Annotated in this window: 20 protein-coding genes; 5 read left to right on the forward strand and 15 right to left on the reverse strand. The window is 61.8% G+C overall.

The annotated features are described in order from the left end of the window. Positions 1–22: 22 nt before the first annotated feature. From gcl to JNB71_RS14395, 3 genes are all read right to left on the reverse strand, one after another. The gene (gcl, locus tag JNB71_RS14385; RefSeq protein WP_220372492.1) at positions 23–1810 is read right to left on the reverse strand and encodes a glyoxylate carboligase; all 1788 of its coding nucleotides are present in this window, start codon (positions 1808–1810) and stop codon (positions 23–25) included. A gap of 236 nt (positions 1811–2046) precedes the next feature. Continuing rightward, a complete protein-coding gene (locus tag JNB71_RS14390) occupies positions 2047–3267 on the reverse strand; it encodes an adenylate/guanylate cyclase domain-containing protein (protein ID WP_220372493.1) in 1221 nt (406 codons plus the stop codon). A gap of 187 nt (positions 3268–3454) precedes the next feature. Next, entirely contained in the window at positions 3455–4354 is a 900-nt protein-coding gene (locus JNB71_RS14395) for a LysR family transcriptional regulator (protein WP_220372494.1), read from the reverse strand. A 122-nt stretch (positions 4355–4476) separates the two neighbouring features. Here JNB71_RS14395 and JNB71_RS14400 point away from each other — a divergent pair, with 122 nt between their 5' ends. Continuing rightward, positions 4477–5217: an SDR family oxidoreductase gene (locus tag JNB71_RS14400; protein WP_220372495.1), complete on the forward strand. Its 741-nt coding sequence runs from the start codon at positions 4477–4479 to the stop codon at positions 5215–5217. 90 nt (positions 5218–5307) lie between these two features. Here JNB71_RS14400 and JNB71_RS14405 read toward each other — a convergent pair whose 3' ends face one another. Both JNB71_RS14405 and JNB71_RS14410 read right to left on the reverse strand, forming a co-directional pair. Further along, positions 5308–6276 carry an asparaginase gene (locus JNB71_RS14405; RefSeq protein WP_220372496.1) on the reverse strand — a complete coding sequence of 323 codons (969 nt, stop codon included), beginning with the start codon at positions 6274–6276 and terminating at the stop codon, positions 5308–5310. Next, positions 6273–7748, reverse strand: a complete 1476-nt coding sequence (locus tag JNB71_RS14410; RefSeq protein ID WP_220372497.1) for an amino acid permease — start codon at positions 7746–7748, stop codon at positions 6273–6275. The genes JNB71_RS14405 and JNB71_RS14410 overlap by 4 nt, the downstream gene beginning before the upstream one ends. Before the next feature lie 263 nt (positions 7749–8011). Here JNB71_RS14410 and JNB71_RS14415 point away from each other — a divergent pair, with 263 nt between their 5' ends. Then, positions 8012–9439 carry an aspartate ammonia-lyase gene (locus tag JNB71_RS14415; RefSeq protein ID WP_220372498.1) on the forward strand — a complete coding sequence of 476 codons (1428 nt, stop codon included), beginning with the start codon at positions 8012–8014 and terminating at the stop codon, positions 9437–9439. Here the strand turns inward: JNB71_RS14415 and JNB71_RS14420 are convergent. From JNB71_RS14420 to JNB71_RS14430, 3 genes are all read right to left on the reverse strand, one after another. After that, complete coding sequence (locus JNB71_RS14420; RefSeq protein WP_220372499.1) at positions 9402–10118, reverse strand: FadR/GntR family transcriptional regulator; 717 nt, start codon at positions 10116–10118, stop codon at positions 9402–9404. The two genes, JNB71_RS14415 and JNB71_RS14420, sit on opposite strands and share 38 nt — an antisense overlap. Before the next feature lie 308 nt (positions 10119–10426). After that, a complete protein-coding gene (gene guaD / locus JNB71_RS14425) occupies positions 10427–11758 on the reverse strand; it encodes a guanine deaminase (RefSeq protein ID WP_220372500.1) in 1332 nt (443 codons plus the stop codon). Next, positions 11755–12990: a urate hydroxylase PuuD gene (locus tag JNB71_RS14430; RefSeq protein WP_220372501.1), complete on the reverse strand. Its 1236-nt coding sequence runs from the start codon at positions 12988–12990 to the stop codon at positions 11755–11757. The genes guaD and JNB71_RS14430 overlap by 4 nt, the downstream gene beginning before the upstream one ends. A 138-nt stretch (positions 12991–13128) precedes the next feature. On the opposite strand from JNB71_RS14430, the gene JNB71_RS14435 reads away from it, so the two are divergent. Beyond that, positions 13129–14073, forward strand: coding sequence for a LysR family transcriptional regulator (locus tag JNB71_RS14435; protein ID WP_220372502.1), 945 nt, complete (start codon positions 13129–13131; stop codon positions 14071–14073). Between the two features lie 51 nt (positions 14074–14124). On the opposite strand, the gene xdhC is transcribed toward JNB71_RS14435, so the two are convergent. From xdhC to uraH, 4 genes are read right to left on the reverse strand one after another with little or no spacing between them, the layout of a single operon-like run. Further along, positions 14125–14967 carry a xanthine dehydrogenase accessory protein XdhC gene (gene xdhC, locus JNB71_RS14440; protein WP_220372503.1) on the reverse strand — a complete coding sequence of 281 codons (843 nt, stop codon included), beginning with the start codon at positions 14965–14967 and terminating at the stop codon, positions 14125–14127. Between the two features lie 6 nt (positions 14968–14973). Next, positions 14974–17310, reverse strand: a complete 2337-nt coding sequence (xdhB, locus tag JNB71_RS14445) for a xanthine dehydrogenase molybdopterin binding subunit (protein ID WP_220372504.1) — start codon at positions 17308–17310, stop codon at positions 14974–14976. Between the two features lie 12 nt (positions 17311–17322). Next, positions 17323–18804: a xanthine dehydrogenase small subunit gene (gene xdhA, locus JNB71_RS14450; RefSeq protein ID WP_220372505.1), complete on the reverse strand. Its 1482-nt coding sequence runs from the start codon at positions 18802–18804 to the stop codon at positions 17323–17325. 3 nt (positions 18805–18807) lie between these two features. After that, a complete protein-coding gene (gene uraH, locus JNB71_RS14455; protein WP_220372506.1) occupies positions 18808–19164 on the reverse strand; it encodes a hydroxyisourate hydrolase in 357 nt (118 codons plus the stop codon). 163 nt (positions 19165–19327) lie between these two features. Between uraH and puuE the strand changes: the two genes are divergently transcribed. Then, positions 19328–20746, forward strand: coding sequence for an allantoinase PuuE (gene puuE, locus JNB71_RS14460; protein ID WP_220372507.1), 1419 nt, complete (start codon positions 19328–19330; stop codon positions 20744–20746). A gap of 47 nt (positions 20747–20793) precedes the next feature. Next, positions 20794–21279 (forward strand): ureidoglycolate lyase, encoded by a 486-nt coding sequence (locus JNB71_RS14465; protein WP_220372508.1) that lies wholly within the window; start codon positions 20794–20796, stop codon positions 21277–21279. A 148-nt stretch (positions 21280–21427) separates the two neighbouring features. Here JNB71_RS14465 and JNB71_RS14470 read toward each other — a convergent pair whose 3' ends face one another. The 3 genes from JNB71_RS14470 to JNB71_RS14480 all read right to left on the reverse strand — a co-directional run bounded on the left by JNB71_RS14470 (position 21428) and on the right by JNB71_RS14480 (position 24425). Then, positions 21428–22006 carry a carboxymuconolactone decarboxylase family protein gene (locus tag JNB71_RS14470; RefSeq protein ID WP_220372509.1) on the reverse strand — a complete coding sequence of 193 codons (579 nt, stop codon included), beginning with the start codon at positions 22004–22006 and terminating at the stop codon, positions 21428–21430. 248 nt (positions 22007–22254) lie between these two features. Continuing rightward, positions 22255–23547 carry an NCS2 family permease gene (locus JNB71_RS14475; RefSeq protein WP_220372510.1) on the reverse strand — a complete coding sequence of 431 codons (1293 nt, stop codon included), beginning with the start codon at positions 23545–23547 and terminating at the stop codon, positions 22255–22257. Between the two features lie 395 nt (positions 23548–23942). After that, positions 23943–24425, reverse strand: coding sequence for an Lrp/AsnC family transcriptional regulator (locus JNB71_RS14480; RefSeq protein ID WP_220372511.1), 483 nt, complete (start codon positions 24423–24425; stop codon positions 23943–23945). Between the last annotated feature and the right edge of the window lie 68 nt (positions 24426–24493).

Here is a 24493-nt window from a genome sequence, read left to right on the forward strand (position 1 = left end):
ATCCTCCGTTTCTTGTCATCGGTCAGTCGAGCAGGGCAGCCATAATCGCCGTCGGCGCATCCTCGCCGCGTTCGGCCAGTTCCTCGAACTCGACGACCGCATTGATGTCCGCGCCCATGGAAATGTTGGTCACGCGCTCGAGGATGAACTCGATGACGACTGGTACCTGATATTCGTCCATCAATGCCTTTGCCTTCGCGAAGGCCTCCTGGAACTCGTTCGGGCTCCTCACCCTTATCGCCTTGCAGCCGAGGCCTTCTGCGACGGCAACGTGATCGACGCCGTAGCCTTTCTCGGCATCACCCGAGGCGTTGATGTTGTCGAAGGCGAGGCTCACCTCGAAATCCATGTTGAAGCCGCGCTGAGCCTGGCGGATGAGGCCGAGATAGGAATTGTTCACGACCACGTGCAGATAGGGCAGCCTGTGCTGCGCGCCGACCGCCAGTTCCTCGATCATGAACTGGAAATCATAGTCGCCCGACAGCGCCACGATCGGCCGGTCGGGATCGGCGGCGCGCACGCCGAGTGCCGCCGGCAGGGTCCAGCCGAGCGGCCCCGCCTGTCCGCAATTGATCCAGTTGCGCGGCTTGTAGACATGCAGGAACTGCGCGCCGGCGATCTGACTGAGGCCGATGGTCGAGACGTAGCAGGTGTCGCGGCCGAAGGCCTTGTTCATCTCCTCGTAGACGCGCTGCGGCTTCAACGGGGTCTGGTCGAAATGCGTCTTGCGCAGCATGGTCCGCTTGCGCTCGCGGCATTCCTCCGCCCAGCCCGACCAGTCGCGCAACTTGCCCGCCGTCCTCCATTCGGTGGCAACGTCGAGGAACAGCTTCAGGGCTGCACCCGCATCCGAAACGATGCCGAAATCCGGCGCGAAGACGCGGCCGATCTGGGTCGGCTCGATATCGACATGGATGAATTTTCGCCCCTCCGTATAGGTCGGCACGTTGCCGGTGTGGCGGTTCGCCCAGCGGTTGCCGACGCCGAGCACGAAATCGGAGGCGAGCAGGGTGGCATTACCGTAGCGGTGCGAGGTCTGCAGTCCGCACATGCCGGCCATCAGCGGATGATCGTCCGGGATCGTGCCCCAACCCATCAGCGTCGGGATGACGGGTATGCCGGTGATTTCGGCGAATTCAGTGAGGAGATCAGAGGCGTCCGCATTGACGATGCCACCGCCGGCGACGATCAGCGGCCGCTCGGCCGCATTCAGCATGGCGATCGCCTTTTCGGCCTGCGCCCGCGTCGCCGTTGGCTTGTAGGGCTGAAGCGAGGCATAGGCGTCGATGTCGAACTCGATCTCGGCGAGCTGCACGTCGACCGGCAGGTCGATCAGCACCGGCCCGGGGCGGCCAGAGCGCATCAGGTGGAACGCCTTCTGGAAGACGAAGGGTACCAGCGCCGGCTCCATGACGGTGACTGCCCATTTGGTCAGCGGCCCGGCGATCCTGGCGATGTCGACGGACTGAAAGTCCTCCTTGTCGAGCCGGGCGCGCGGCGCCTGGCCGGTGATGCAGAGGATCGGTATCGAATCTGCCTGGGCCGAATAAAGGCCGGTGATCATGTCGGTGCCGGCCGGCCCCGAGGTGCCGATGCACACGCCGATATTGCCGTGCTTGGCGCGGGTATAGCCCTCCGCCATATGCGAGGCGCCCTCGACATGCCGCGCCAGGATGTGGCGCACCGAGCCACGCGCCTTCAACGCCGAATAAAAGGGATTGATCGCCGCACCCGGAACCCCGAAGGCGCAATCGACGCCTTCCTGCTCCAGAACCAGAACCGCCGCATCGACCGCGCGCATTTTCGCCATGACTAGATCCTCCATCATCTGAGAGGAAGGGTAGTCCTTTTTATTGAGGTCGCAATTAGATAATGGAAATCATTCCCACAGAATGGAAATAAACATTTTCAAGGAATAATAGGGCAATGGGCGCGCGCCGTTCCTTTCCCGGGCGACGAGAAGGGGCGCTAACGCCGGACGTTGACCGCCGCACCGGTCCGCGGAGTTGCGCTGCCGGGGCACAGTCAATCGGCCCGGGCCGGCCGCTATGCCTCGATGTTCTCCAGCGGCATCAGCGTAAACAGTTCCTGCGCCCGCTTGACGCCGCGCAGCGCGTAACGGCCGATCGAGACCACCTCGGCATTGCGCGGCGGCGGCGCGGCGGCGACGAACTGCGAGGACATGATGACGCTGCGATCGACGAAGCGGCACATCGATGCGATGCGGCTGACTTCGTTGACGGCCGGGCCGATGACGGTGAAGTCCAAGCGGTCGCTGGAACCGATATTGCCGTAAAAGACGTCGCCGATGTGAAGCCCGAGGTAGACCTCGGTGACCGGCCGGTTCTCCTGCCGCCGCTCCTCGTTCAAGCCTTTCAGTTTTTCCCGCAGAAGCTGCTCGGCAAGCAGGGCACGCGTACAGGCATCCTCGCGTTCCTCCGCTTTGAAGATAGCCAGCGTGCCGTCGCCGATAAGCTTAAGCACATTACCGCCCGCCTCGTGGATCGAGGAAATGACCACGTCGGCATAGTCGTTGAGGAAGGGAATGATCTCGTCGGGCGGCAGGTTGTCGGAAATACGGGTGTAGTTCTGCAGGTCGGAGAACCACAGCACCGCCGAAATCCGCTCGGCCTTGCCGCGCGAGATGCGGCCTTCAAGCACCTGCCTGGCGGCGTCTTCGCCGAGATAGACCTCGGCAATGGTGCGCGAGATGCGGGTCAGCGAGCCGGACTTGATCGCCAGCGCGAGCACCGGCACCAACTGCCGCAGTACAGAAAGGTCCTCGTCGCGAAATCCGCCCTCATCCATCGTCGTCCAGTGCGAGTAGAAACAGTCCATGTCGCCGATATGGCTGTCCTTGGCGAACCGATGGATCATTGCGATATAGTCCTTGTGGCCGGCGGCCAGGAGCGTATCCAGCGTGAAGAAATCGAGCGGATCGCCAAAACCGAGGCGGCGGCGGACTTCGCTCTTGTTGTTTTCGCGCAGATAGTGGAACGCCGAGCGCTCCCAGTTTTCCGCCGAAACGCCCTCATTGGTCGGACCATATTCGAAAGCGGTATTCACAGGCTCCTGGCTGTCCCACTGAAAGGCTCGCCCTTCATAGACCGGGTGCAGCGTGTCGATCAGCGCGAGACCGCGGTCGAGCCGCATGCCGGCGGCGCGGGCGCGCTGACAGAAGCCATTGACGATATCCATCTCGTCGGTGCCCTTGATCCCCTGCGTCGTCAACCAGGCGGAAATCTCGGCGATATCGTGTGCGTTCATGTCGGTAATCCTGAAAACTCACGCATTTTGCACCTCTAACGCACAGGCCCGCAATCCGAAACGGAATGAGGCAAGCAGCGAGGTCGAAAGACATACGTGGGACGCGTCCAGAAATCTGGACGATGCGGCTGGAGGCGCGGATGTGGGTAGCGGCAGCCCGAAAGGCAAGCCTCGATCCGGATTATTTTCAGCTTCCGTCCTGCCGGGCGATGAACTCGCGGGAAAGCCAGTCGATGAAAACACGCACGCGCGGCGACAACTGGCGGCTGCGCGGATAGAGCAGCGAAACAGGCGTGCGGCTTGGCGGGTGGTCCGGCAGGATGGCAACGAGCGCGCCGCTTTTCAGGTCGTCCTCCAGTGCATAGCGCGGCGCCTGCATGATCCCGAGCCCCAGCCGCGCCGCTGCGGCCAGCATATCGGCGCCGTTGACCGACACGGTGGCCGGAAGGGAGACGTGGCGGATCCCGTCGCCCACCGTGAATTCCAGTGGCAGCAGCCCGCCGATTGCCGTAGACCAGAAACCGATCATCTGGTGGCCGGAAAGATCGTCCAGACTCTGAGGCACGCCGAAGCGGGCGATGTATGCCGGCGAGACGCAGGTCACCTCGTCCAACAGCGCGACGCGCCGTGCGATCATATCGCTGTCCTGCAGGTCGCCAACGCGCAGCACGCAATCGATTCCTTCGCGGACAAGGTCGACCAGTCTGTCGCCCTCGCTCATATAGAGCTGAATATCCGGGTACTCGCGGAAGAACCCCGGCAAACCCGGCAGCAGGAAATGCCGCGCCAGTCGACCATGCACATCTACGCGCAGCAGGCCCTTCGGTTTCGCACTGGCAAAGGCTCCCTCCGCATCCTCAATATCGGAAAGAATCGTCAGGCACCGTCGGTAATAGGCTTCTCCGTCCAGTGTCGGGCTCACATGGCGGGTCGTCCGTTGCAGCAGGCGCACGCCGAGCCGCGCCTCCAACTGCTTAACGGCGTCGGTCACCGTGGAGCGCGGAAGCCCTGTGTCCTCGGCAGCCAGGGTGAAGCTGCGCCGGTCCACCACGCGGGTAAAAACCCGCATTGCCTCAAATCTGTCCATGGTGATTGTTCGCCATTTCCGAATAGTGATGCGGGAGAATGGCTGATTATCCGCAGCAAGGAAAGGCTCATTCTCTCCTCATCGAACCGCGCCGCGGCGCAGAACACGTAAGGAGTATAATAATGTCCGATGGCAACACCAAGGTAGCGATCGTCACCGGGGCCTCCCGCGGCATCGGCGCCGCCATTGCCGAACGCCTCGCCAAGGACGGCTTCACCGTCGTAATCAACTACTCCGGCGATGCCGCTCCAGCCGAGTCATTGGCCAAAAAGATCGAAGACGAGGGCGGTCGGGCGCTCACCGCGAAAGCCGACGTCAGCGATACCGAGGCCGTCCGGCGCCTGTTCGACGCAGCGGCCGCCGCCTTCGGCGGAGTCGACGTCCTCGTAAACAACGCCGGTATCATGACACTCTCGCCGATCGCCGAAAGCTCGGACGCTGTGTTCGACCGCCAGGTCGCGATCAATCTCAAAGGCACGTTCAACACGCTGCGGGAGGCCGCAAAGCGGCTACGCGAGGGCGGACGGATCGTCAATTTGTCGACCAGCGTCGTCGGTCTGAAGCTCGAAACCTATGGCGTCTACGCTGCAACGAAAGGCGCCGTCGAAACGCTGACCGCCATCCTCTCGAAGGAACTGCGCGGCCGGTCGATCACCGTCAACGCGGTCGCCCCCGGTCCGACGGCCACCGACCTCTTCCTCAACGGCAAGTCGGAGGAACTGATCGCCCGCATGGCGAAAATGAACCCGCTGGAACGCCTCGGGACACCGGAAGACATCGCCGCTGCGGTCGCCTTCCTCGTCGGCCCGGACGGCGCATGGATCAACGGCCAGGTCCTGCGCGCCAATGGCGGCATGATCTGAACCTCGCCACCCGTGTCGGCGGAACGGATTCTCGCCGCACCGGACTGGCGTTGAACGCAGATGTGTCGCAAGCGGCTTTTTCCGCTCATTTCAGGCGGCGCGCGGAGAATCCTCGGGCCAGTCGCCGAATGCGCGGACGATTGAAGGAAATGAGCTCTCGGCGGCGACAAGCGCCGCAAGCAGGATGCGCGCCTGGCCGGGTCGCAGCGTCGACGAGTGGATCGCTCCAGCCTTGGCAAGATCGTGCCCGCCGCCACCGCCGCCGTAGCTCGGCATCAATAGCCCGTCGGGAACCCGGCTCGAAACAACGACCGGGATCCCCTTTTGCGTGCAGCACCTGACGGCTTCAATGACGGCGGGGTTGGCATTGCCGGAGCCAAGGGCGGCGAGCACGATGCCATTGGCACCCGCATCGAGGCTTGCATGGATGTGCGCGGCGTCACAACCGGGATAGACCGCAACGATATCCACCCGGACATCGGATACCGGCTTGGACAGGCGCGGGCTCGCAACGTACGCCGTCGGCCTTGCCGAGTGAAACGCATCCGGATCGTCGGCGCGGCGCTTGTATACTCCCCACGCCGGCAGGAGCCTGCCTGCGAACGACACGAGAACGCCTCGACCAGCAAGGCGACGATCTGTAGCCGCTTCGATCGCAAGGGCGAGATTTGCGGGCCCGTCCGCCTGGGGATGATCAGCGGTAAATTGCGCGCCGGTGAAGATGACTGGCTTTATGCTGGCGTGCTGCAAGTGCACGAGCAGCGCCGTCTCTTCCATGGCGTCGGTCCCATGCAGAACAACAATTCCGGCCACGCTCGGGTCGTTCATCTGCAGTCCCACGGTATCGCTGATGAGTTGCATATCGGCAAGCGTCAGACTTGCGGAGTCTTTCGCCATCAGGTCGATGGATTGCAGCCGGGCACCGGCGTTGGGAACCAGGGCAAGCAAATCCTCTCCCGCAAGGGCAGGCATGCTCGCGCCCTCGGCGTTGCGTCTGCTCGCAATAGTGCCGCCGGTGGCAATTGCAGCCACCAGCGGATAGGTTTGCCTGGTGTTCAAGAGCGCCCGCCTTCGCTCAAGGCTTCCGTTCCGTCGGCACGTTCGATGGACAGGCCATGGATGCGTGCGCGCAGCAAATACCATCCGAGGATCAGCGCCGGACCGATGATCGCAAGCGAGGCGATAGTCCAGGTGCCGATCGGGTAGTCGAAGGCCATAAGCACCAAGACGCCGAAGAGGAATGCAAGCGTGAGGATGCCGGTATAGGGCGCGCCGAACATACGGAAATCGGGCCGCTTGAGTTCGCCCAGGCGGGACAGATGCCACAGCTTGAGCTGGCAAAGCACGATGACACCCCACGCGCTGATGATACCCAGGGCAGAGAGATTGAGCGCAATCTCGAAGGCCGAGGCAGGCACGACCGCATTCATCGCTACGCCGAGAACAGTGACGACGGCGGTCACAGCAATGCCTCCATAAGGGACGCCCGCCTTGTTCATCTTCGCCAGCGCTGCAGGAGCAGATCCGGACACGGCCATGGAATGGAGAATGCGTCCGGTGGAATAGAGGCCGGCATTGAGCGAGGAGAGCACGGCGGTCAGCACCACCAGGTTCATGATGACGTCGGCGCCCTCGACACCGATGGAACCGAAGAACGTTACGAAAGGGCTTTCGCCGGACTTGTACGCCGTATAGGGCAAGAGGAGCGAGAACAGCAGCACCGAGCCGACGTAGAAGACGACGAGGCGGGTAACGACCGTGCGGATCGCGCGGGGCATGACCGTGCGTGGGTCGGCCGTTTCACCGGCTGCCGTTCCGATCAATTCGATCGAGGCATAGGCAAACACGACACCCTGGATAATGACAAACGCAGGCAGAACCCCGTTCGGGAACAGCCCCCCATTATTGGCGATGATGCTAAATCCTGCGGACTGCCCGTCGATGGGAGCGCCGAACATGACAAAATAGATGCCGACACCGAGGAAGGTCACAAGAGACAGGACCTTGATCAAGCTGAACCAGAATTCCAGTTCTCCGAATACCTTGACCGATAGCAGGTTCATGGCCAGGACGATCATCAGCGCCGTCAAAGCGAACACCCATTGATCGACCCCTGCCAGCCAGGGAACATAATGCTTGAAGAAGTTCATGTAGAGGGCAACGGCCGTCACGTCTGCCACTGAGGTCATCGCCCAGTTGAGCCAATACATCCATCCCGCGGCGAAGGCCATTTTCTCGCCGTAGAACTCGCGCGCATAGGAAACGAAGGAGCCTGAACTGGGGCGATGCATGATCAGTTCGCCGAGCGCACGCAGCACCAGGAATGCGAAAAAGCCGCAGAGCGCATAGACAAATACGAGTGCGGGACCGGCTTGTGCCAGCCGTCCGCCCGCGCCCAGGAAGAGCCCGGTACCAATCGCCCCGCCGATGGCGATCATCTGGATCTGCCTTGGCTTGAGCGCCTTATGGTATCCAAGATCCTCCTCGACGAATACCTCGCGTTCGGCCCGTGTGGTTCTCGTTGGTTCCATTGACAGCACTCCTCCCTAGAATTCGCTGTTCATGCTCAAGCCTCGGCGTCCGGTGCCGAGACGGCTCCTGCTCGGCGGCTATCACAGGGTGCGAAACAAACCTTCTGTAAAGCTGCCTGACAGATTTACACAGCTGATAGTCGGAGATGCGTTCGATCGTCAAGAGCAGAGACGTGTATTGACGGCAGGTTACGCATCTACTAGTCCTAACACGATCTGTCAGACAGCTAGACAGATAATCGAACCGAGGAGAGGAAGTGGTCATGACGCGCACGGAACATGATCTGCTGGGGACAAAGGAAATCCCGGCAGACGTCTATTGGGGGGTGCACACCGCGCGCGCGGTGGAAAATTTCCAGGTCACGGGCATGACGATCGGGCGCAATCCCTATCTTGTCCGCGGCCTGGCTTGCGTGAAAGAGGCTGCGGCACTCACAAACCACGAGCTTGGCCTTTTGGATCAAGCGCGGATGGAGGCTATCGTCGAGGCCTGCCGCGAAATCCGCGCCGGTGCCCTTCACGACCAGTTCGTCGTGGACGACATCCAGGGCGGGGCCGGAACGTCGACCAACATGAACGCGAACGAGGTCATCGCCAATCGCGCCCTTGAGCTGCTCGGCCAGCGCAAAGGCGACTATGCCCACCTGCACCCGAACGACCATGTCAATCTCAGCCAGTCGACCAACGATGCCTATCCGACGGCGATCAACATCGCGCTGATCGAGGCGGTCGACGACCTTGCGGCTTCCATGACCATTCTGAAGACCGCCTTTGACCGAAAGGCGCGTGAGTTTGCCGCGCTCATCAAGCTCGGGCGGACGCAACTGCAAGATGCTGTCCCCATGACGCTGGGCCAGGAATTCCGGACCTTCGTCGTGATGCTCGGTGAGGACCAGGCCCGTCTTCTCGAAGCAGCTTCGCTGCTTCATGAGATCAATCTCGGGGCCACCGCCATCGGCACCGGGCTGAATGCCCCTTTGGGATATGCGGCTCGCGTCTGCGACCACCTCGCACGCCTGACCGGACGGCCGCTGGTCACGGCGACCGATCTCATCGAGGCGACGCAGGATCCCGGAGCGTTCGTTCACCTGTCCGGTGTGCTCAAACGCGTTGCGGTTAAACTGTCGAAAACATGCAATGACCTTCGGCTGCTTTCATCGGGTCCGCGGGCGGGCATCGGCGAGATCACACTGCCGGCCGTGCAGGCCGGATCAAGTATCATGCCTGGCAAGATCAACCCGGTCATCCCGGAGATGGTCAACCAGGTCGCCTACGCGGTGATCGGTAACGACGTTACCATCACCATGGCCGCCGAAGCAGGCCAGTTGCAGCTCAATGCTTTCGAGCCCATCATCGTGCGCGCCCTTTCGCAAAGCATCAGCCAGTTGAGTGCAGCCTGCCGTATCCTGGCGGAGCGCTGCATCGACGGCATTGAGGCAAATCCCGCCATCATGTCCAAGCGCGTGGAGGAGTCCATCGGGCTTGCCACCGCCCTCAATCCGCTGATCGGCTACCACGCCGCGACTGAAGTGGCGCAGGAAGCGCTCGCCAGCGGCCGCACAGTACCCGAAGTCGTCCTTGAGCGCGGACATCTTTCTGCCGCACAGCTTGATCAGGCGCTTAGCCCCGAGCACCTCGCCAACATGGTCGCGGTCATGAACGGTGAGCCTGATCCTCGCCAATCAACGTAGACACGACCTGTTCCACCTCACCCAGATGCGTTTGCATTGCCTCACGCGCTTCTTGTGCCGAGCCCGCCTTGATCGCCTCCACGATCCGGCGGTGCTCAAGGTTGGATGCCGAGCGCCGGCCTGCCATCAGGTTCACCATCTCCGACTGTCGAGACAGTGCTTCACTGGCATCGGCGACGATTTTTGCGAAGAGAGCATTCCCCGAGGCTTCGGCGATCATGCCGTGAAATTGCGAATCGAGCAGCACCCACAGTTGCGGCTCTTCCTGCTCGTCCATTTTGTTGCACAATTCCAGCAAAATCTCGAGCTGGCGATCCGTACGACGCCGTGCTGCCCACCCGGCAGCCGGCACCTCGATGAACGGTCGGGCCTCTATGAGATCGCGAGCGGAATAGCCACCATAGATGAGCTCGGGGCTCGGCGTCGCCGTGACAACATAAGTGCCGCTACCGGTACGCGTCTGCGTCAGTCCGAGCGTTTGAAGCGAGCGCAGCGCCTCGCGCACGATAGGACGACTGACGCCGTACCTTTCGGCCAGCTGTGCCTCGGATGGAAACCGCGTGCCAACCGCGAGCTGACCGGATGTGATTGCCGAGCGAATGTCCTCGAACACCGCCTCAGCAGCGTTTTTCCGACTGATCGGCTTTGCGTCGGACAGCCAATCAGGCAACTCGCTCATGTTCCTACCCTCTATATCCATAGCGGATTTGCAACGCAGGCCGTATTCAATGTCGCTGCGTGGTGTTCGGCATGCGACGACCTTGGCCCGGTGTCCTTCGCCGGATCCGATCCATATCACATTGTGACGAGAGAAACAGAGCGCCGCCACAATGCATGCAGGCTACCGGTCACCATCGGCATCCGAGCATCGTCACCTGCATATTCGCGCGCTATACCCTCCCGATAGCGAGGTCATAGCAGTCGGCCGTCTGCGGACCAGGATCGGGAACTCGCATCCTTTCATTCGGGCGCTAACACTGCCGCGACTCATGCTGTTTCCAGCTCCCTCCGGGCCGCGATCCTGCGGCCCTTCATCGCCTTGCCGGCCACATAAGTCTCAGCCACGCAACGGTCATCGCCCATGGTCTGCAGGATGAAGAGTTCCTCGGCGAGCGAGGTTGCCGTGCGCATCCGCAGTTCCATCGCCGGCTTGGCACTGGAATCCAGGATGACGATATCGGCATCCGCCCCTGCGTGCAGCGAGCCGATCTTGTCCTGCAGGCCAAGCACCCGGGCATTGCCGAGCGTCATCCGGTAAAACGAATTGAGCGGCGACAGGCGCTGGCCGTTGAGGTGAAGCACCTTGTAGGCCTCGGCCATCGTCTCCAGCATCGAGAAGCTGGTGCCCGCCCCCACGTCGGTCGCTACCGACCAGCGGGCGCCGAGCCGGTCGAAACGGTCGCGGTCGAACAGGCCAGAGCCTAGGAAAAGATTGGAGGTCGGGCAGAACACCCCGACCGCGCCGGTCTCTGCCAGTACCGAAATCTCCCGATCGCTCAGATAGATGCAGTGCCCGAGCAGCGTCCTCTCTGTCAGCAGCCCGTAGTGTGCATAGATGTCGGTATAGTCCTTGGCGGCAGTAAAGAGCGAGGTGGCAAAGGCAATCTCGTCTCTATTTTCCGACAGATGCGTCTGCACGTAGCAATCCGGATGCTCGGCAACGAGCGCCCGGCTCATTTCCATCTGCGCGGGCGTCGAGGTGATGGCAAAGCGCGGGCTGATCGCATACTGCGCCCTGCCCCGGCCATGCCATTTGTCGATCAGTCGCCTGGTCTCGTCATAACCCTGTTGCGGCGTGTCCCTCAGCGCTTCGGGAGCATTACGGTCCATCATCACCTTGCCGCCGATCATCAGCATGCCGCGCTCAGCCGCAGCGGCGAAATAGGCGTCGACGCTTTGGGGATGGACCGAACAATAGGCGACCGCCGTGGTCGTACCGTTCGCAATCAGTTCGTCCATGAAACGACCGGCGACGAAGCCCGCATGCTCCGGCGCGGCGAATTTCTGCTCCTCCACGAAGATATAGGTGTTCAGCCATTCGAGCAGCTGTGCCCCATAGGATGCGATTGCCTGCGTCTGCGGAAAATGCAGATGGGTGTCGATCAACCCGGGCAGCACGAGATGCGGCCGGTGGTCGGCGATCGTCACGTCGGCGCCAGCAGTCCTGCGGATCTCGGCATAGTCGCCCACGGCCGCGATCTTGCCGTCGCGAACCAGGACCGCGCCATCCTCGACGGTCAGATAGGATTGGGTATCATCGATACCCTGCGGTTCCTCGATGAAGGTGAGCACGCGTCCGCGGATCAAAAGGTCCTTCATTGGGTGTTCTCTCCGTTTACAACCGCTTCGTACCAGGCGACCAGCAGCTTGCGCTCGTCGTCGGAAATGCCGGTCACATTGGCGGGCGGCATGGCGTGCGACCGCCCCGCCTGCAGATAGATTTCGCGGGCATGGCCGGCAATCTCGGCGTCATTCTCCAGTATCACGCCTTTGGGCGGCACGATCATGCCTTCCCAACCCGGCTCTCTGGCATGGCACATCGAACAGCGGCCAAGAATCGTGTCGCGCACCCTCGGAAAGGCCTGCGCCGTGATGAACGGCTGTTGCGCCGCAGACATCTTTTCCGGTTCGCCGCTCACGATTTTCGGAATGCTCGACAGCCACATTATGGTGATGAACAGCAGCGCGGTCGCCAGCCAGGTCCAGGTCGGGTTGCCGGCATTGGCGTGGCGCGTGTTGAAATAGTGCCGGATGGTGACACCCATCAGGAAGACGAGCGAAGCAATGATCCAGTTGTATGCGGTGCCGAACGCCAGCGGATAGTGGTTCGACAGCATCAGGAACAGCACCGGCAGCGTCAGGTAGTTGTTGTGCGTCGAGCGCTGCTTGGCGATCTTGCCGTATTTCGCATCCGGCGTGCGCCCGCCGATCAGGTCGGCGACGACGATCTTCTGGTTCGGAATGATGATGAAGAAGACATTGGCCGACATGATCGTAGCGGTGAAAGCGCCGAGATGCAGAAAGGCGGCGCGGCCGGTGAAGAGCTGCGTATAGCCCCAGGCCATCCCGACGAGAATGAAGTAGAGCAGCACCATCAGCCGCGTATTGTCGTTGCCGAACGGCGACTTGCAGATCAGGTCGTAGATCAGCCAGCCGAAGGCGATCGACGCAAGCGAGATGCCGATCGCAACCGGCTTGGAAACGTCGAGCACGTTCGGGTCGATGAGGTAGAGGTCGGCGCCCGCATAGTAGACCAGGCACAACATGCCGAAGCCCGACAGCCAGGTGACGTAACTTTCCCATTTGAACCAGATCAGGTGCTCGGGCATGTTGGCCGGCGCCACCAGATATTTCTGGATGTGATAGAACCCGCCGCCATGGACCTGCCATTCCTCGCCATGGGCGCCGGCCGGAAGATCCGGGCGCTTGCGCAGGCCGAGGTCGAGTGCGACGAAATAAAAGGACGATCCGATCCAGGCGATCGCAGTGATGACGTGAAGCCAGCGGACCGCGAAGGTCAGCCAGTCCCAGGCAATGGCATATTCATACATGTGGGTTCTCCCCTCGTTCGGGAGAGTTTTGCCATCGTGCGACTTTCGCCGAAATGCCGGTTAATCGCCAACACTTTCAAAAAAATGTATAAGATCACCCCCGCTGTGGTATGAAAGGCAATATGATAGAAATGCGTCATGTCTTATCTCGATAATGTACGCGTCTTCGTCCGGGTCGTCGAACTCGGCACTCTTTCCTCCGCCGGCCGCGACCAGCGGGTGACCCCGGCTGTCGCCAGCAACCGCATCAAGGAGCTGGAACGGCATCTCGGCGTGCGGCTGTTCAACCGCACAACGCGCAAGCTGTCGCCGACCGAACACGGACGCGTCTTCTACCAGGGCGCAGTCAAGATCATCGAAGCGGTGAACGAGGCGGAAAGCGCCATCGCCGATCTCTCGCACAACCCCAAGGGTTCGCTGCGGATCACCGCCCCGCTCGGTATCGGCCGGCGCTTGATCGCATCGGGCATTCCGGAGTTCCACGATAAATACCCGGATATCGAGGTGCGCCTGCGCCTCTCCGACCATAATGTCGACATCCTGAGCGAAGGCGTCGACGTCGCTTTCAAGCTCGGCGTGCTTGAGGATTCCAACCTGCGCATGCGCGGCATCTTGAACTGTCAGCGCGTCGTCTGCGCCGCCCCGGCCTATCTGGAAAAGCGCGGTACGCCGGCGACGCCGGACGCGCTGATCGACGACAACCACGACTGTCTCCTGCTGCGCTATCCGGGCTCCAAGGAATATTACTGGAACCTGCAGACACCTGAGGGCATCCGCAAATTCGAGATCGGCGGGCCCTATGATTCCGATGACGGCGACGTGCTGACGCAATGGGCTCTCGAAGGCCGCGGCATCATCAACAAGCCGCTTTTCGAGGTGAAGAGCTACCTCAACGAAGGCACGCTGGTCGAAATCCTGAAAGACACGCCGCCCGCCAGCGTCCAGCTCGCCGCGATCTATCCGCACAAGCGCTTCCAGGATCCAAAAGTCCGGCTGATGATCGATTTCATGGCGGAACGCTGTCAGCGGCTGATCGGCAAGATACTCGCCGAGCCGGCGTCTAATTTACGCGACTTCAACTAGGAACGGGATTCTTTCGAAGGCCGCGAAGTCTAAGGATTTGGTTCGTCCTGCTCAGGCATCTTTGCGCACGGCGGGTTTGACCGGCGCATGATTGAGTGCCGCCGTTATGATTTCCGCCGCGGCCAGCGCCGCAATCACCGCGGGGCGCTTGTCCCTCACGGCCGTGCCGCCGATCGGGCAGATCAGTTGGCCGAAAAGCTCAGGGCGGCCGATCTCGCGGGCGAGCCAGTTCTTGAAGGTGCCCCGCTTGGTTTTGGAGCCGATCATGCCGACATAGGCCGCATCGTCGCGACGGAGCGCCTCGGCCGCGATCAGGAAGTCAAGCGCATGGTCGTGCGTGAGGATGACGAAGGAGCTGCCGGCGGGAGCGTCGCGTACGACCGCTTCGGGCATGGGGGTGAGGCAGGTTTCGATACCCTGGGCTTTGGATGCCGCCAATTCCTGTTCGCGCGTATCGACCAAAACGGTACGCACCGGCACCAGCGAAAGCGCGCTGGCCAGCGCATCCCCGACATGGCCGGCTCCGAAGACATAGACATGCGGGCGCTCTGCCATTTCGCGGTCGCTCCGTGCAATGAGAGAAGCCGCGACATCGGCCGTGACCGGCGTGAACGAAAGGCCGACGCGGCCGCCGCAGCATTGGCCAATTTCCGGGCCGAGCGGGATGTTCATGGGCTCCGCCGATACGCCCTGGCGTAAAGCGCGACGGGCGTGATCGATCGCCATATATTCAAGCTGACCACCGCCGACGGTGCCGAACAGGCTTTCAGTCGACACCAGCATCCAGGCATCGGTGTCGCGCGGCGTCGAGCCGGCAGCACCCGTCACCGTGACCAGCACGCAATCTGCCTCACGGCGCAGAAAGTCCCTGATGTCTTCGCGTCCGGCATCCATGCCAATTCACCCGTTCTTTGCGGCCCGCCGCAAGCGCTCGACAGCGAGCAGAACCCGTTCCGGAGTCGCCGGCGCATCGATGCGCGGTGGTATACGATACTCCGCAACGCTCGCCGCCGCCATGGAGATCGCTTCGAGCACCGAGATCGGCAGCATGAAGGGTGGCTCGCCAACCGCCTTGGAGCGACGGATCGTTTCCTCGCGGTTTACCGACCATTCTGCAAGCTTCACGTTGAAAATGCGCGGTCGATCGGAGGCGAGCGGGATCTTGTAGGTCGACGGCGCATGGGTGCGCAGGCGACCCTTGTCGTCCCACCAGAGTTCTTCCGTAGTCAGCCATCCCATGCCCTGCACGAAGGCGCCCTCCACCTGGCCGATGTCGAGCGCCGGGTTGAGCGACTTGCCGACATCGTGGAGCACGTCGGTTCGGTCGACCTGATATTCGCCCGTCAGCGTATCGACGCTAACCTCGGAGCAGGACGCGCCATAGGCATAGTAAAAGAACGGACGTCCCCGGCCCTCGGAGCGGTTCCAGTGAATCTTCGGCGTCTTGTAGAAACCGGCCGCCGAAAGCTGGACGCGCGATCCATAGACGAGTTTGATGAATTCGGCGAAGGGTACGCGTTCAATGCCGACGCGGATCGTGTTCGGCTCGAAGGCGACATCGTTCTCGCTAACACCCCAGCGTTCGGCCGCGAACGCCACAAGCCGCGCCTTGATCTGCTGGGCCGCGTTGGCGGCGGCCATGCCGTTCAGGTCCGAGCCGGACGAGGCGGCGGTCGCCGACGTGTTCGGCACCTTGCCCGTGGTCGTCGCCGTCACCTTGATACTATCGAGATCCACCTGGAATTCGTCGGCCACCACCTGCGCCACCTTGGTGTAGAGCCCCTGCCCCATCTCGGTGCCGCCGTGGTTCAGATGGATCGAGCCGTCCGAATAGACATGCACGAGCGCACCTGCCTGGTTGTACTCCGTCTTGGTGAAGGAGATGCCGAATTTGACGGGCGTCAGCGCGATGCCGCGCTTGATGATCCGGCTCTTGCGGTTAAAGGCGAGGACCTCCTCCCGTCGCGCGGCATAATTGGACGAAGTCTCCAACTCCTCGATGATGCGGCCGATGATGTTGTCTTCGACTGTCTGGTGGTAAGGCGTGAGATTGCGCCCTTCCCCCCCGTAGAAATTCAGCTTGCGGATATCGAGAGGGTCCTTGCCAAGGGCATAGGCGACCTCCTCGATCATGCGTTCGCCGCCGACCATGCCCTGCGGGCCACCAAAGCCGCGGAACGCGGTGTTGGAGACGGTATTGGTCTTCAACGGTCGCGACCTGAGGCGCACATGCGGATAGAAGTAGCAATTATCCGCATGGAAGAGCGCGCGGTCGGTCACCGGCCCGGAAAGGTCGGCCGAAAAGCCGCAGCGGGCGGAAAAGACGGCGTCGACTGCCTCGATGCGGCCCGCGTCGTCGAAGCCGATCTTGTAGCCGACGTGAAAGTCATGACGCTTGCCGGTCGCGGTCATATCGTCGTCGCGGTCCGGACGGATCTTCACCGCGCGGCCGTATGTCTTTGCCGCAAGCGCTGCGACGGCGGCAAACAGGTTTGCCTGCGTTTCCTTGCCGCCGAAAGCCCCGCCCATGCGCCGCACGTTGACGGTTACCGCGTTGGAGGGGACGCCGAGCACCTGGCCGACCATGTGCTGGGTTTCGCTCGGATGCTGAGTCGAGGAGTAGACGGTGATTTCGTCGTCCTCACCGGGAATGGCAAAGGAGATATGGCCTTCGAGGTAGAAATGGTCCTGGCCGCCGATGCGCATCTCGCCTTCGACGATGTTCTTCGACTTTGCAAAGCCCACAGCGATATCGCCACGCTTCAGCTTCAAGGGATCGATGACCAGTGGGTAGCCAGCCGCCCGCGCTTCCATCACATCGGTCACGTGCGGCAGGTCTTTGTATTCGATCTTCACCTTTGCCGCTGCCCGCCGGGCTGCGTCGCGAGTCCCGGCGATAACAGCGAAGATCGGCTGGCCGTGGAATTCGACTTTTGTCGTCGCGAAGACCGGGTCGTCGTGCCTGTGCGCCGGGCTGATGTCGTTCTCGCCGGGAATATCCGCCGCCGTCAGGACGCCGATCACGCCGGGGGCGGACTTCACCGCCTCGAAATCGATCGACAGGATCTCGGCATGGGCGCGCTCAGACAGGCCGAGATAGGCGTGCAGCGTGCCTAACGGTTCCGGAATGTCGTCGATATATTCGGCCGTTCCCGTCACATGCTTGTGGCTGGACTCGTGCCGTTGCTTTTCGTGTACGCCGCCGCGGATGCGATCGATGGGTTGCATCACGTTCATGGCTTCATCTCCTCACACGGCCAACGAGGTCTTGCGATCGAGCCGAACAGGTTCAGCACCTTCCGTTTCCAGATAGAAACGGCGCAGCAGGTTCTTCGCGACCAGCAGTCGATAGTCGGCCGAGGCGCGCCAGTCCGTTAGCGGCGTATAATCGGAGCCTAGCGCATCCATGGCGGCGTCGATCGAGGCTTCGTTCCAGGCGGCGCCTCTCAGAACGGCTTCGGCGTTCTCCGCTCGCTTCGGCGTGCCGGCCATGCCGCCATAGGCGATGACCGTGTCCGCAACTTTGCCGCCGTCGTCGAACGTCACATGGAAGGCGCCGCAAACGGCGGAGATGTCCTCGTCCAGCCGCTTGGTGACCTTGTAGACCGCATAGCGCGCATTCTCGTCGAGGAATGGAATGCGAACAGCTTCGACGAATTCGCCGGGCTCACGGTCCTGCTTGCCATATTCGATAAAGAAGCGCTCAAGCGGCACCCTGCGGTTCTGCCTGCCCTTGCGCAGGACGACCGATGCACCGAGTGCGATCAGCGCAGGCGGCGTGTCGCCGATCGGCGAACCGTTGGCGATATTGCCGCCGATGGTGCCCATGTTGCGGACCTGCTGACCGCCGATCCGGTTCCAGAGTTCGGTGAGTTGCGGAAAATGCTCGGTGATGACCGGAAAGGAGTCCGTGTAGCTCACGCCGGCCCCGAGGGTAACGCCGCTTTCGTCCACAGTTATTCGCCGAAGCTCGTCGAGATGGCTGAGATGTACGACGGGCGAAATATCGCGCATGAATTTCGTGACCCACAGGCCTACATCGGTCGAACCGGCAACGATGCGGGCCTCGGGCTCGGCCTCGTAAATGTCCGCAAGGTCGCTAACGGAGGCAGGCAGGACAAAGCGTTCGACGCCTTCACCGATGACGACGCGCTTGCCGTCCTTCAACGCCGCCAGCTTCTGGCCAATCGTCTCCCGTTCCAGCACCAGAGGATCGCGGCCGAGATCGCCGATGGTCGAGATTGCCTCGGCCGCGCGGATGATGGCAGCATAGCCGGTACAGCGGCACAGATTGCCCTGCAGCGCCTTTTCGATCTCCTCGACCGAGGGCTTCGCGTTTTCCATCCACAGGCCATAGAGCGACATGACGAAGCCCGGCGTGCAGAAGCCGCATTGCGAGGCGTGGGTATCAACCATCGCCTGTTGCACCGGATGCAAGGGACCGCCGGGCGCGGCGAGACAATCCACCGTCACGACATGACAGCCGTCGAGCGAGCCGACGAAGCGGATGCAGGCGTTGACGCTCTCATATTTCAGCCGGCCATCCAGGAGGCGCCCGACAAGCACGGTGCAGGCACCGCAGTCACCTTCGGCACAGCCTTCCTTGGTGCCGCGCAGACTGCGCTCGAGCCTCAGGAAATCGAGCAACGTCTGCACCGGCGAGACGGTGGAGAGCTCGACAGGGCGGTGGTTGAGCAGGAAACGGATCGAATTGCGGATCTGCACGGTCATCCCTCAGCTCCCGCGATAGGTTGAATAGCTGTAGGGCGACAGAAGCAGCGGCACGTGATAATGCGCGGCCTCCTCGGCAATACCGAAGCGAATCGGGATGATATCGAGGAACGAGACCTCACCGACATTGTTGCCGAGATAATCGCCGGCGTGGAAGCGCAGTTCGTAGACACCGGCCGTCATCTGCTCGCCGGAGAGAAGCGGCGCATCGCAGCGCCCATCGGCATTGGTCCGGGTCGAGCCGATCTGCTCGGCCTTGTCGCCCTCGACGCGGAAAAGGTCGATGCGCAGGCCTTCGGCCGGTTTGCCGAGCGCCGTGTCGAGCACATGGGTGGTCAGCCGACCAATGTGGGATTGCATGCGTTTCACCCTCCGAAGACTGCATTCATTCGGCCACTATCCTTCAACCCACTTTGCTTCGGTAGCGGGCTGATCCTTCGAGACTTTCAAAACTTTCGGGGGGAATGGCGCGCGCGTTTTCTCGTTACAAATCGGCCAATCGTTGTTTTGGGAGGAGGGCTTCATGAGATATCCGCGTGATCTGCAAGGCTACGGCGCGACCACGCCGGCTGCCGTCTGGCCGGATAGCGCCCGCATCGCCGTGCAATTCGTCGTCAACTACGAAGAGGGCGGCGAAAATTGCGTGCTGCATGGTGACAGCGCGTCGGAAGCCTTCCTGTCGGAGATCGTCGGTACGCAGGCCTGGCCAGGGCAGCGCCACTGGAACATGGAGTCGATCTACGAATACGGCGCCCGCGCCGGTTTCTGGCGGCTGCTCCGACTGCTGACGGAGCGGCAGGTTCCCGTCACCGTTTATGGCGTGGCGACGGCGCTGAAGCGTTCGCCGGCACAGGTTGATGCCATGCGGAAAGCCGGCTGGGAAATCGCCTCGCACGGGTTGAAATGGGTCGAGCACAAGGGCATGGACCCGGACGAAGAGCGCAGGCAGATCGCGGAGGCAATTCGGCTCCACGAGATCGTCACCGGCGAGCGGCCGCGCGGTTGGTACACCGGCCGCTGCTCTGAAAACACCGTCGACCTCGTGACTGAGGAGGGCGGTTTTGCCTATGTCTCAGACAGTTATGCGGATGATCTACCCTATTGGCACGAGCATGCGGGCCGACACCAACTCGTCATTCCCTACACGCTTGACGCCAACGATATGCGCTTTGCGACTGTGCAGGGCTTCAACAGCGGCGATCAGTTCTTCAGCTACCTGAAGGACACGTTCGACGTGCTCTACGCCGAGGGTGCGGCCGGTGCGCCGAAGATGATGAATATCGGCCTGCACTGCCGGCTGGCCGGCCGTCCGGGACGAGCCACGGCGCTCGCCCGGTTCATCGACTACGTGAAGAGTCACGATAAGGTCTGGATCGCCCGCCGCATCGACATTGCCGAGCACTGGGCAAGCGCGCATCCCTTTCGGCCCAAGAAGGACAGCCCATCGCGCCTGACGGCGGACGAATTCGTGGCCCGCTTCGGCGGCGTCTTCGAGCATTCTGACTGGATCGCCCGGCGCGCATTCGCCGAAGAACTCGGGCCAGCGAACGATACTGCAATCGGCCTTCACGCCGCGCTGACGGCCGCCTTCCGGACCGCAAGCGAAGCAAAGCGGCTCGGCGTGCTCAACGCGCACCCCGATCTCGCCGGCAAGCTGGCGCAAGCGAAACGGCTGACGGAAAGTTCGACCAGCGAGCAGACTTCCGCCGGTCTCGATGCGCTGACGGATGCCGAGCGCGCTCGGTTCACCGATCTCAACAGTCGCTACGTCAAGACCTTCGGCTTCCCCTTCATTATCGCGGTCAGGGGTCTCGCCAAGAACGACATTCTGGCTGCATTCGAACGGCGCATCGGCAATGACCGGCAGACCGAATTCGATACCGCCTGCCGTGAGGTGGAGCGCATCGCGCTGCTTCGCCTTGCCGACATGCTGCCAGGCTGACACACGCCGCGGCCCTGGCCGCGCTGGTTGGAGAGAAGGAGGAACAGATGAAAACGATCGAGATCAGGCCGCTGACGCGCGCGGCCTTTGCGCCCTTCGGCGAGGTCCTGGAAACCGAAGGAGCGCCGAACTTCCCGATCAATGCGGGCAAATGCGTGCGCTATCACGATCTCGCCAGGATCGAGACAACCGGCGAAAAGGCGCGACCGATGATCAGCCTGTTGCGCGGCGAGCCCTATCCGCTGCCGCTGGAACTCACGATGGTCGAGCGCCACCCGCTGGGCAGCCAAGCCTTCATTCCACTGAGCGAGAATCCGTTCCTCGTCGTCGTGGCCGAGGAAACGGGTGACGGTCCCGGCGAGCCGATCGCTTTCAGGACGGCGCCTGGACAGGGCGTCAATATCGGTCGCAACGTATGGCACGGCATCCTCACGCCGCTTGAGGGCATCTCCGATTTCGCCGTGGTGGATCGCGGCGGTGATGGCGTCAATCTGGAAGAGCATTTTTACGAACAGCCTTTTTTGATCCGCTGATCAAAGCCCCTCCGGCAACTTTATGCGACGGTAATTCGATCAAAAACCTGAACTGACGACCTTCGCTAGGTTATTTTTTGCGTAAGTGCTTCTGCTTCGGCCAGCCAGCACCAACCGCGGGCCAATGCCGGGCCATCCCATTTGCGCACTACTTTCGGCCGGTTGCCATCTCTTCTCTGACCGCTGGATCGTCATCGAGAAACTCGGGCTCGACCGTGGCGCCCACCGCATCGAAATAGCGGCTCATGAAACCGCGGAACGCGGCAGCCAATGCGATGTCCGCAATGTTGACATCGGTGAAACCGACGCCCCGCAGCCGCTGAATATTGGCTTCGGTTATCTGCGATGCATTGCGGGTAATCTGCTCCGCATAGGCGAGCATCTCGACCTGCTGATCGTCCAGCCCGGCGTTCCGATAATCCCTTCGAACCGCCAGCGCCTGCTCCCTGCCGAGCATGCCAGAAAGGCTGCGGAAGTATACGTGAGAGCAGTAGCTTGAAGGGACATGCTGAGCCGCAATGAAGGTGATCAGCCGAAAGTTCAAGAGACCGAGTGAAAAGCCGTCTCGTATTTGATGCAGCAAGTTCTCAATTGGAACAATCACATCGGGGCGGGCGGACCAGCATTGCGTCGCCTGCATCACACGGCCCATTGATTTTTTCTCGGCATCGTAAAGCGATGCGATTTCGCCCGTTGCCTGGTCGGGTTCGATCGTTTTGATGTACATGACGGCCCTCCAATGCGGCTGTAGGCCCGCGAGGATAGCAAGCACCGGCAGCAAAGCGAATCTTTTCTATGGGTAGGGCCCTCAGCTCGGCCACCAACCCCGCATCGGGCGGTGGATCGGCTGGCCGCTTCCGGCCAAGAGCGGAAGATGCGGATTCGCCACGAAAACCGAGCCGCGATGAATGCGGCCCGGCCCAGGATTTCTCGTCTTGGCTGTGAAGACGGCTGTTCACCGCCTCGCGGATTCCGTCACTCCGCGAAAAAGGCGAAGCGGACGACGAAAAGCGTGGCGACGATCTGCGTTGCCGGGTGGATGACGCTCCACTTGCCGGTGAAGACTTTCAGCACGACGTAGCTGATGAAGCCGAAAGCCAGACCGTTGGCGATAGAATAGGTGAACGGCATGGCGAGCGCCGTGATCGCGGCCGGCGCGGCCTCCGTCAGGTCGTCCCAATCGACTTCCGTCAGTTCGCGCATCATCAGGCCCGCGACGTAGAGCAGTGCCGGGGCCGTCGCATAGGTCGGCACCGAGCCGGCGAGTGGCGAGATGAACAGCGAAGCGAGGAACAGGATGGCGATGACGAGCGCCGTCAGGCCGGTGCGCCCGCCGGCCTGGACGCCCGACGCGCTTTCGACATAGGCGGTGGTGCTGCTCGTGCCGATCAGCGAACCGGCGACGATGGCCGTGCTGTCGGCCAGAAGTGCCCGGCCGAGACGGCTCCGTTTGCCTTCCTGGATGAGGTTGGCGCGCTTGGCGACACCGATCAGCGTGCCGGTCGCATCGAAAACTTCGACGAGAACGAAGACGAGAATGACATGGATCAGGCCACCATGCAGGGCACCGACGATGTCGAGCTGCAGGAAGGTCGGGGCGATGCTCGGCGGCGTCGAGACGATGCCGCGGAATTCGCTGACACCGGTGATCCAGGACAGTACGGTCGCCGCGAGAATGCCGATCAGGATGGCGCCGCGCACCTTTAGCGCATCAAGCACCGCGATGACGAAGAATCCGAAGATGGCAAGCAGCGGGCCAGTGGCCTTGAGATCGCCGAGCCCCACCAGCGTTGCCGGATTGTCGACGACGATGCCGGCGTTCTTCAGCGCGATGATGCCGAGGAAGAGGCCGATGCCGGTTGCGATGGCGCTGCGCAGCGAATGCGGAATGCCTTCGATCAGCCAGCTGCGAACGCCGGTCACCGTCAGGAAGACGAAGATCAGGCCCGAGATGAAGACGGCGCCCAAAGCCTGCTGCCAGGTGAAGCCGAGGGCGGCAACCACGGTGAAAGCGAAGAAGGCATTGAGCCCCATGCCAGGCGCCATGCCGATCGGCCAGTTGGCCACGAGCGCCATGACGGCAGAGCCGAGTGCTGCGGCGATGCAGGTGGCGACAAAGATCGCGTCACGATCCATGCCGGTCGTCGAAAGGATGTCGGGATTGACGAAGATGATGTACGACATTGTGAGAAATGTCGTGAGGCCGGCGACCAGTTCGGTGCGGACCGACGTGTTGTGCTCACTCAGCTTGAAGAGCCGTTCAAACATATTTCCTCCCTTGCCCGGGCAATCCAGCCCGGCGAATGTCACTGGCGCGCCGCCTTCTCCTCCGGCGAGCGCCTCGCCTTACCGATCTTCAAATCGTCACGACTTGTCAGGGCCCCTGCCCGATCAGGCTCTCGCTTCCGCCAGGATGCCTCATTTACGGTTTTTCAATTGTGCGGGTTCGTGATGCGGATCGCTAGACGTCCATTTCGACGGCGAAAGCGAAAGACTTTCAAAATTTTCAAGGACAGTATCGGGAGGAATGAGCCCGGTTTTGCAGGAAGAACACGTGCCGAATGACCAGAGCAACAGCGCGATCCGCTTGAAAGCGCAGAATCTTCCTGCGTTTTGCCTGACACCCTATCTTGTTAGCACGCGCAGCAAAGTCAAGCGGGGCGTCAGCTTCGTTCGATGTCGCGCCGAAGCACGATTGCGGTCGTCAGATCTTCGACGTTGTCGAGTGTGGCCACTTCGTTTCTCAATTCGTTGAGCGCATTGATCGACCCGACTTCGACCTCGACGACGAGATCGAGCTGGCCGCTTACGGACGATACCTTCCGCACTGCGGAGAAACCGGCCAGGCGATCGAGCACGCCGATCGACGGCGTGCGCTTCAGCGTCAGAAGCAGAAAGGCGTGGATCTGCCCCTCGTCCAGCTGGCCGATATCGGCCCGATAGCCGCGGATGATGCCTTTCCTTTCGAGTCTGCTGACGCGCTCCGTCGTGGTGCTTCTCGAGAGCCCGATCCGCCCGGCCAACGATTTCATCGGAACGCGGCCCTCCCGCGACAGGATGCTGAGGATGGCCCGATCGATCTCGTCTGTGTCCTGCATGTTTCCGCTCATCGCTGCCGCCGACAAGATGACGGTTATTATAAACATTGTGCCGCCGCAACCGGCATAATGCCGGATGCATGCGGCAGCCCCTCGTGCAACTCTGATCGACAGAA

Source organism: Rhizobium herbae, from assembly GCF_019511375.1.
GTDB lineage: Bacteria > Pseudomonadota > Alphaproteobacteria > Rhizobiales > Rhizobiaceae > Pararhizobium > Pararhizobium herbae_A.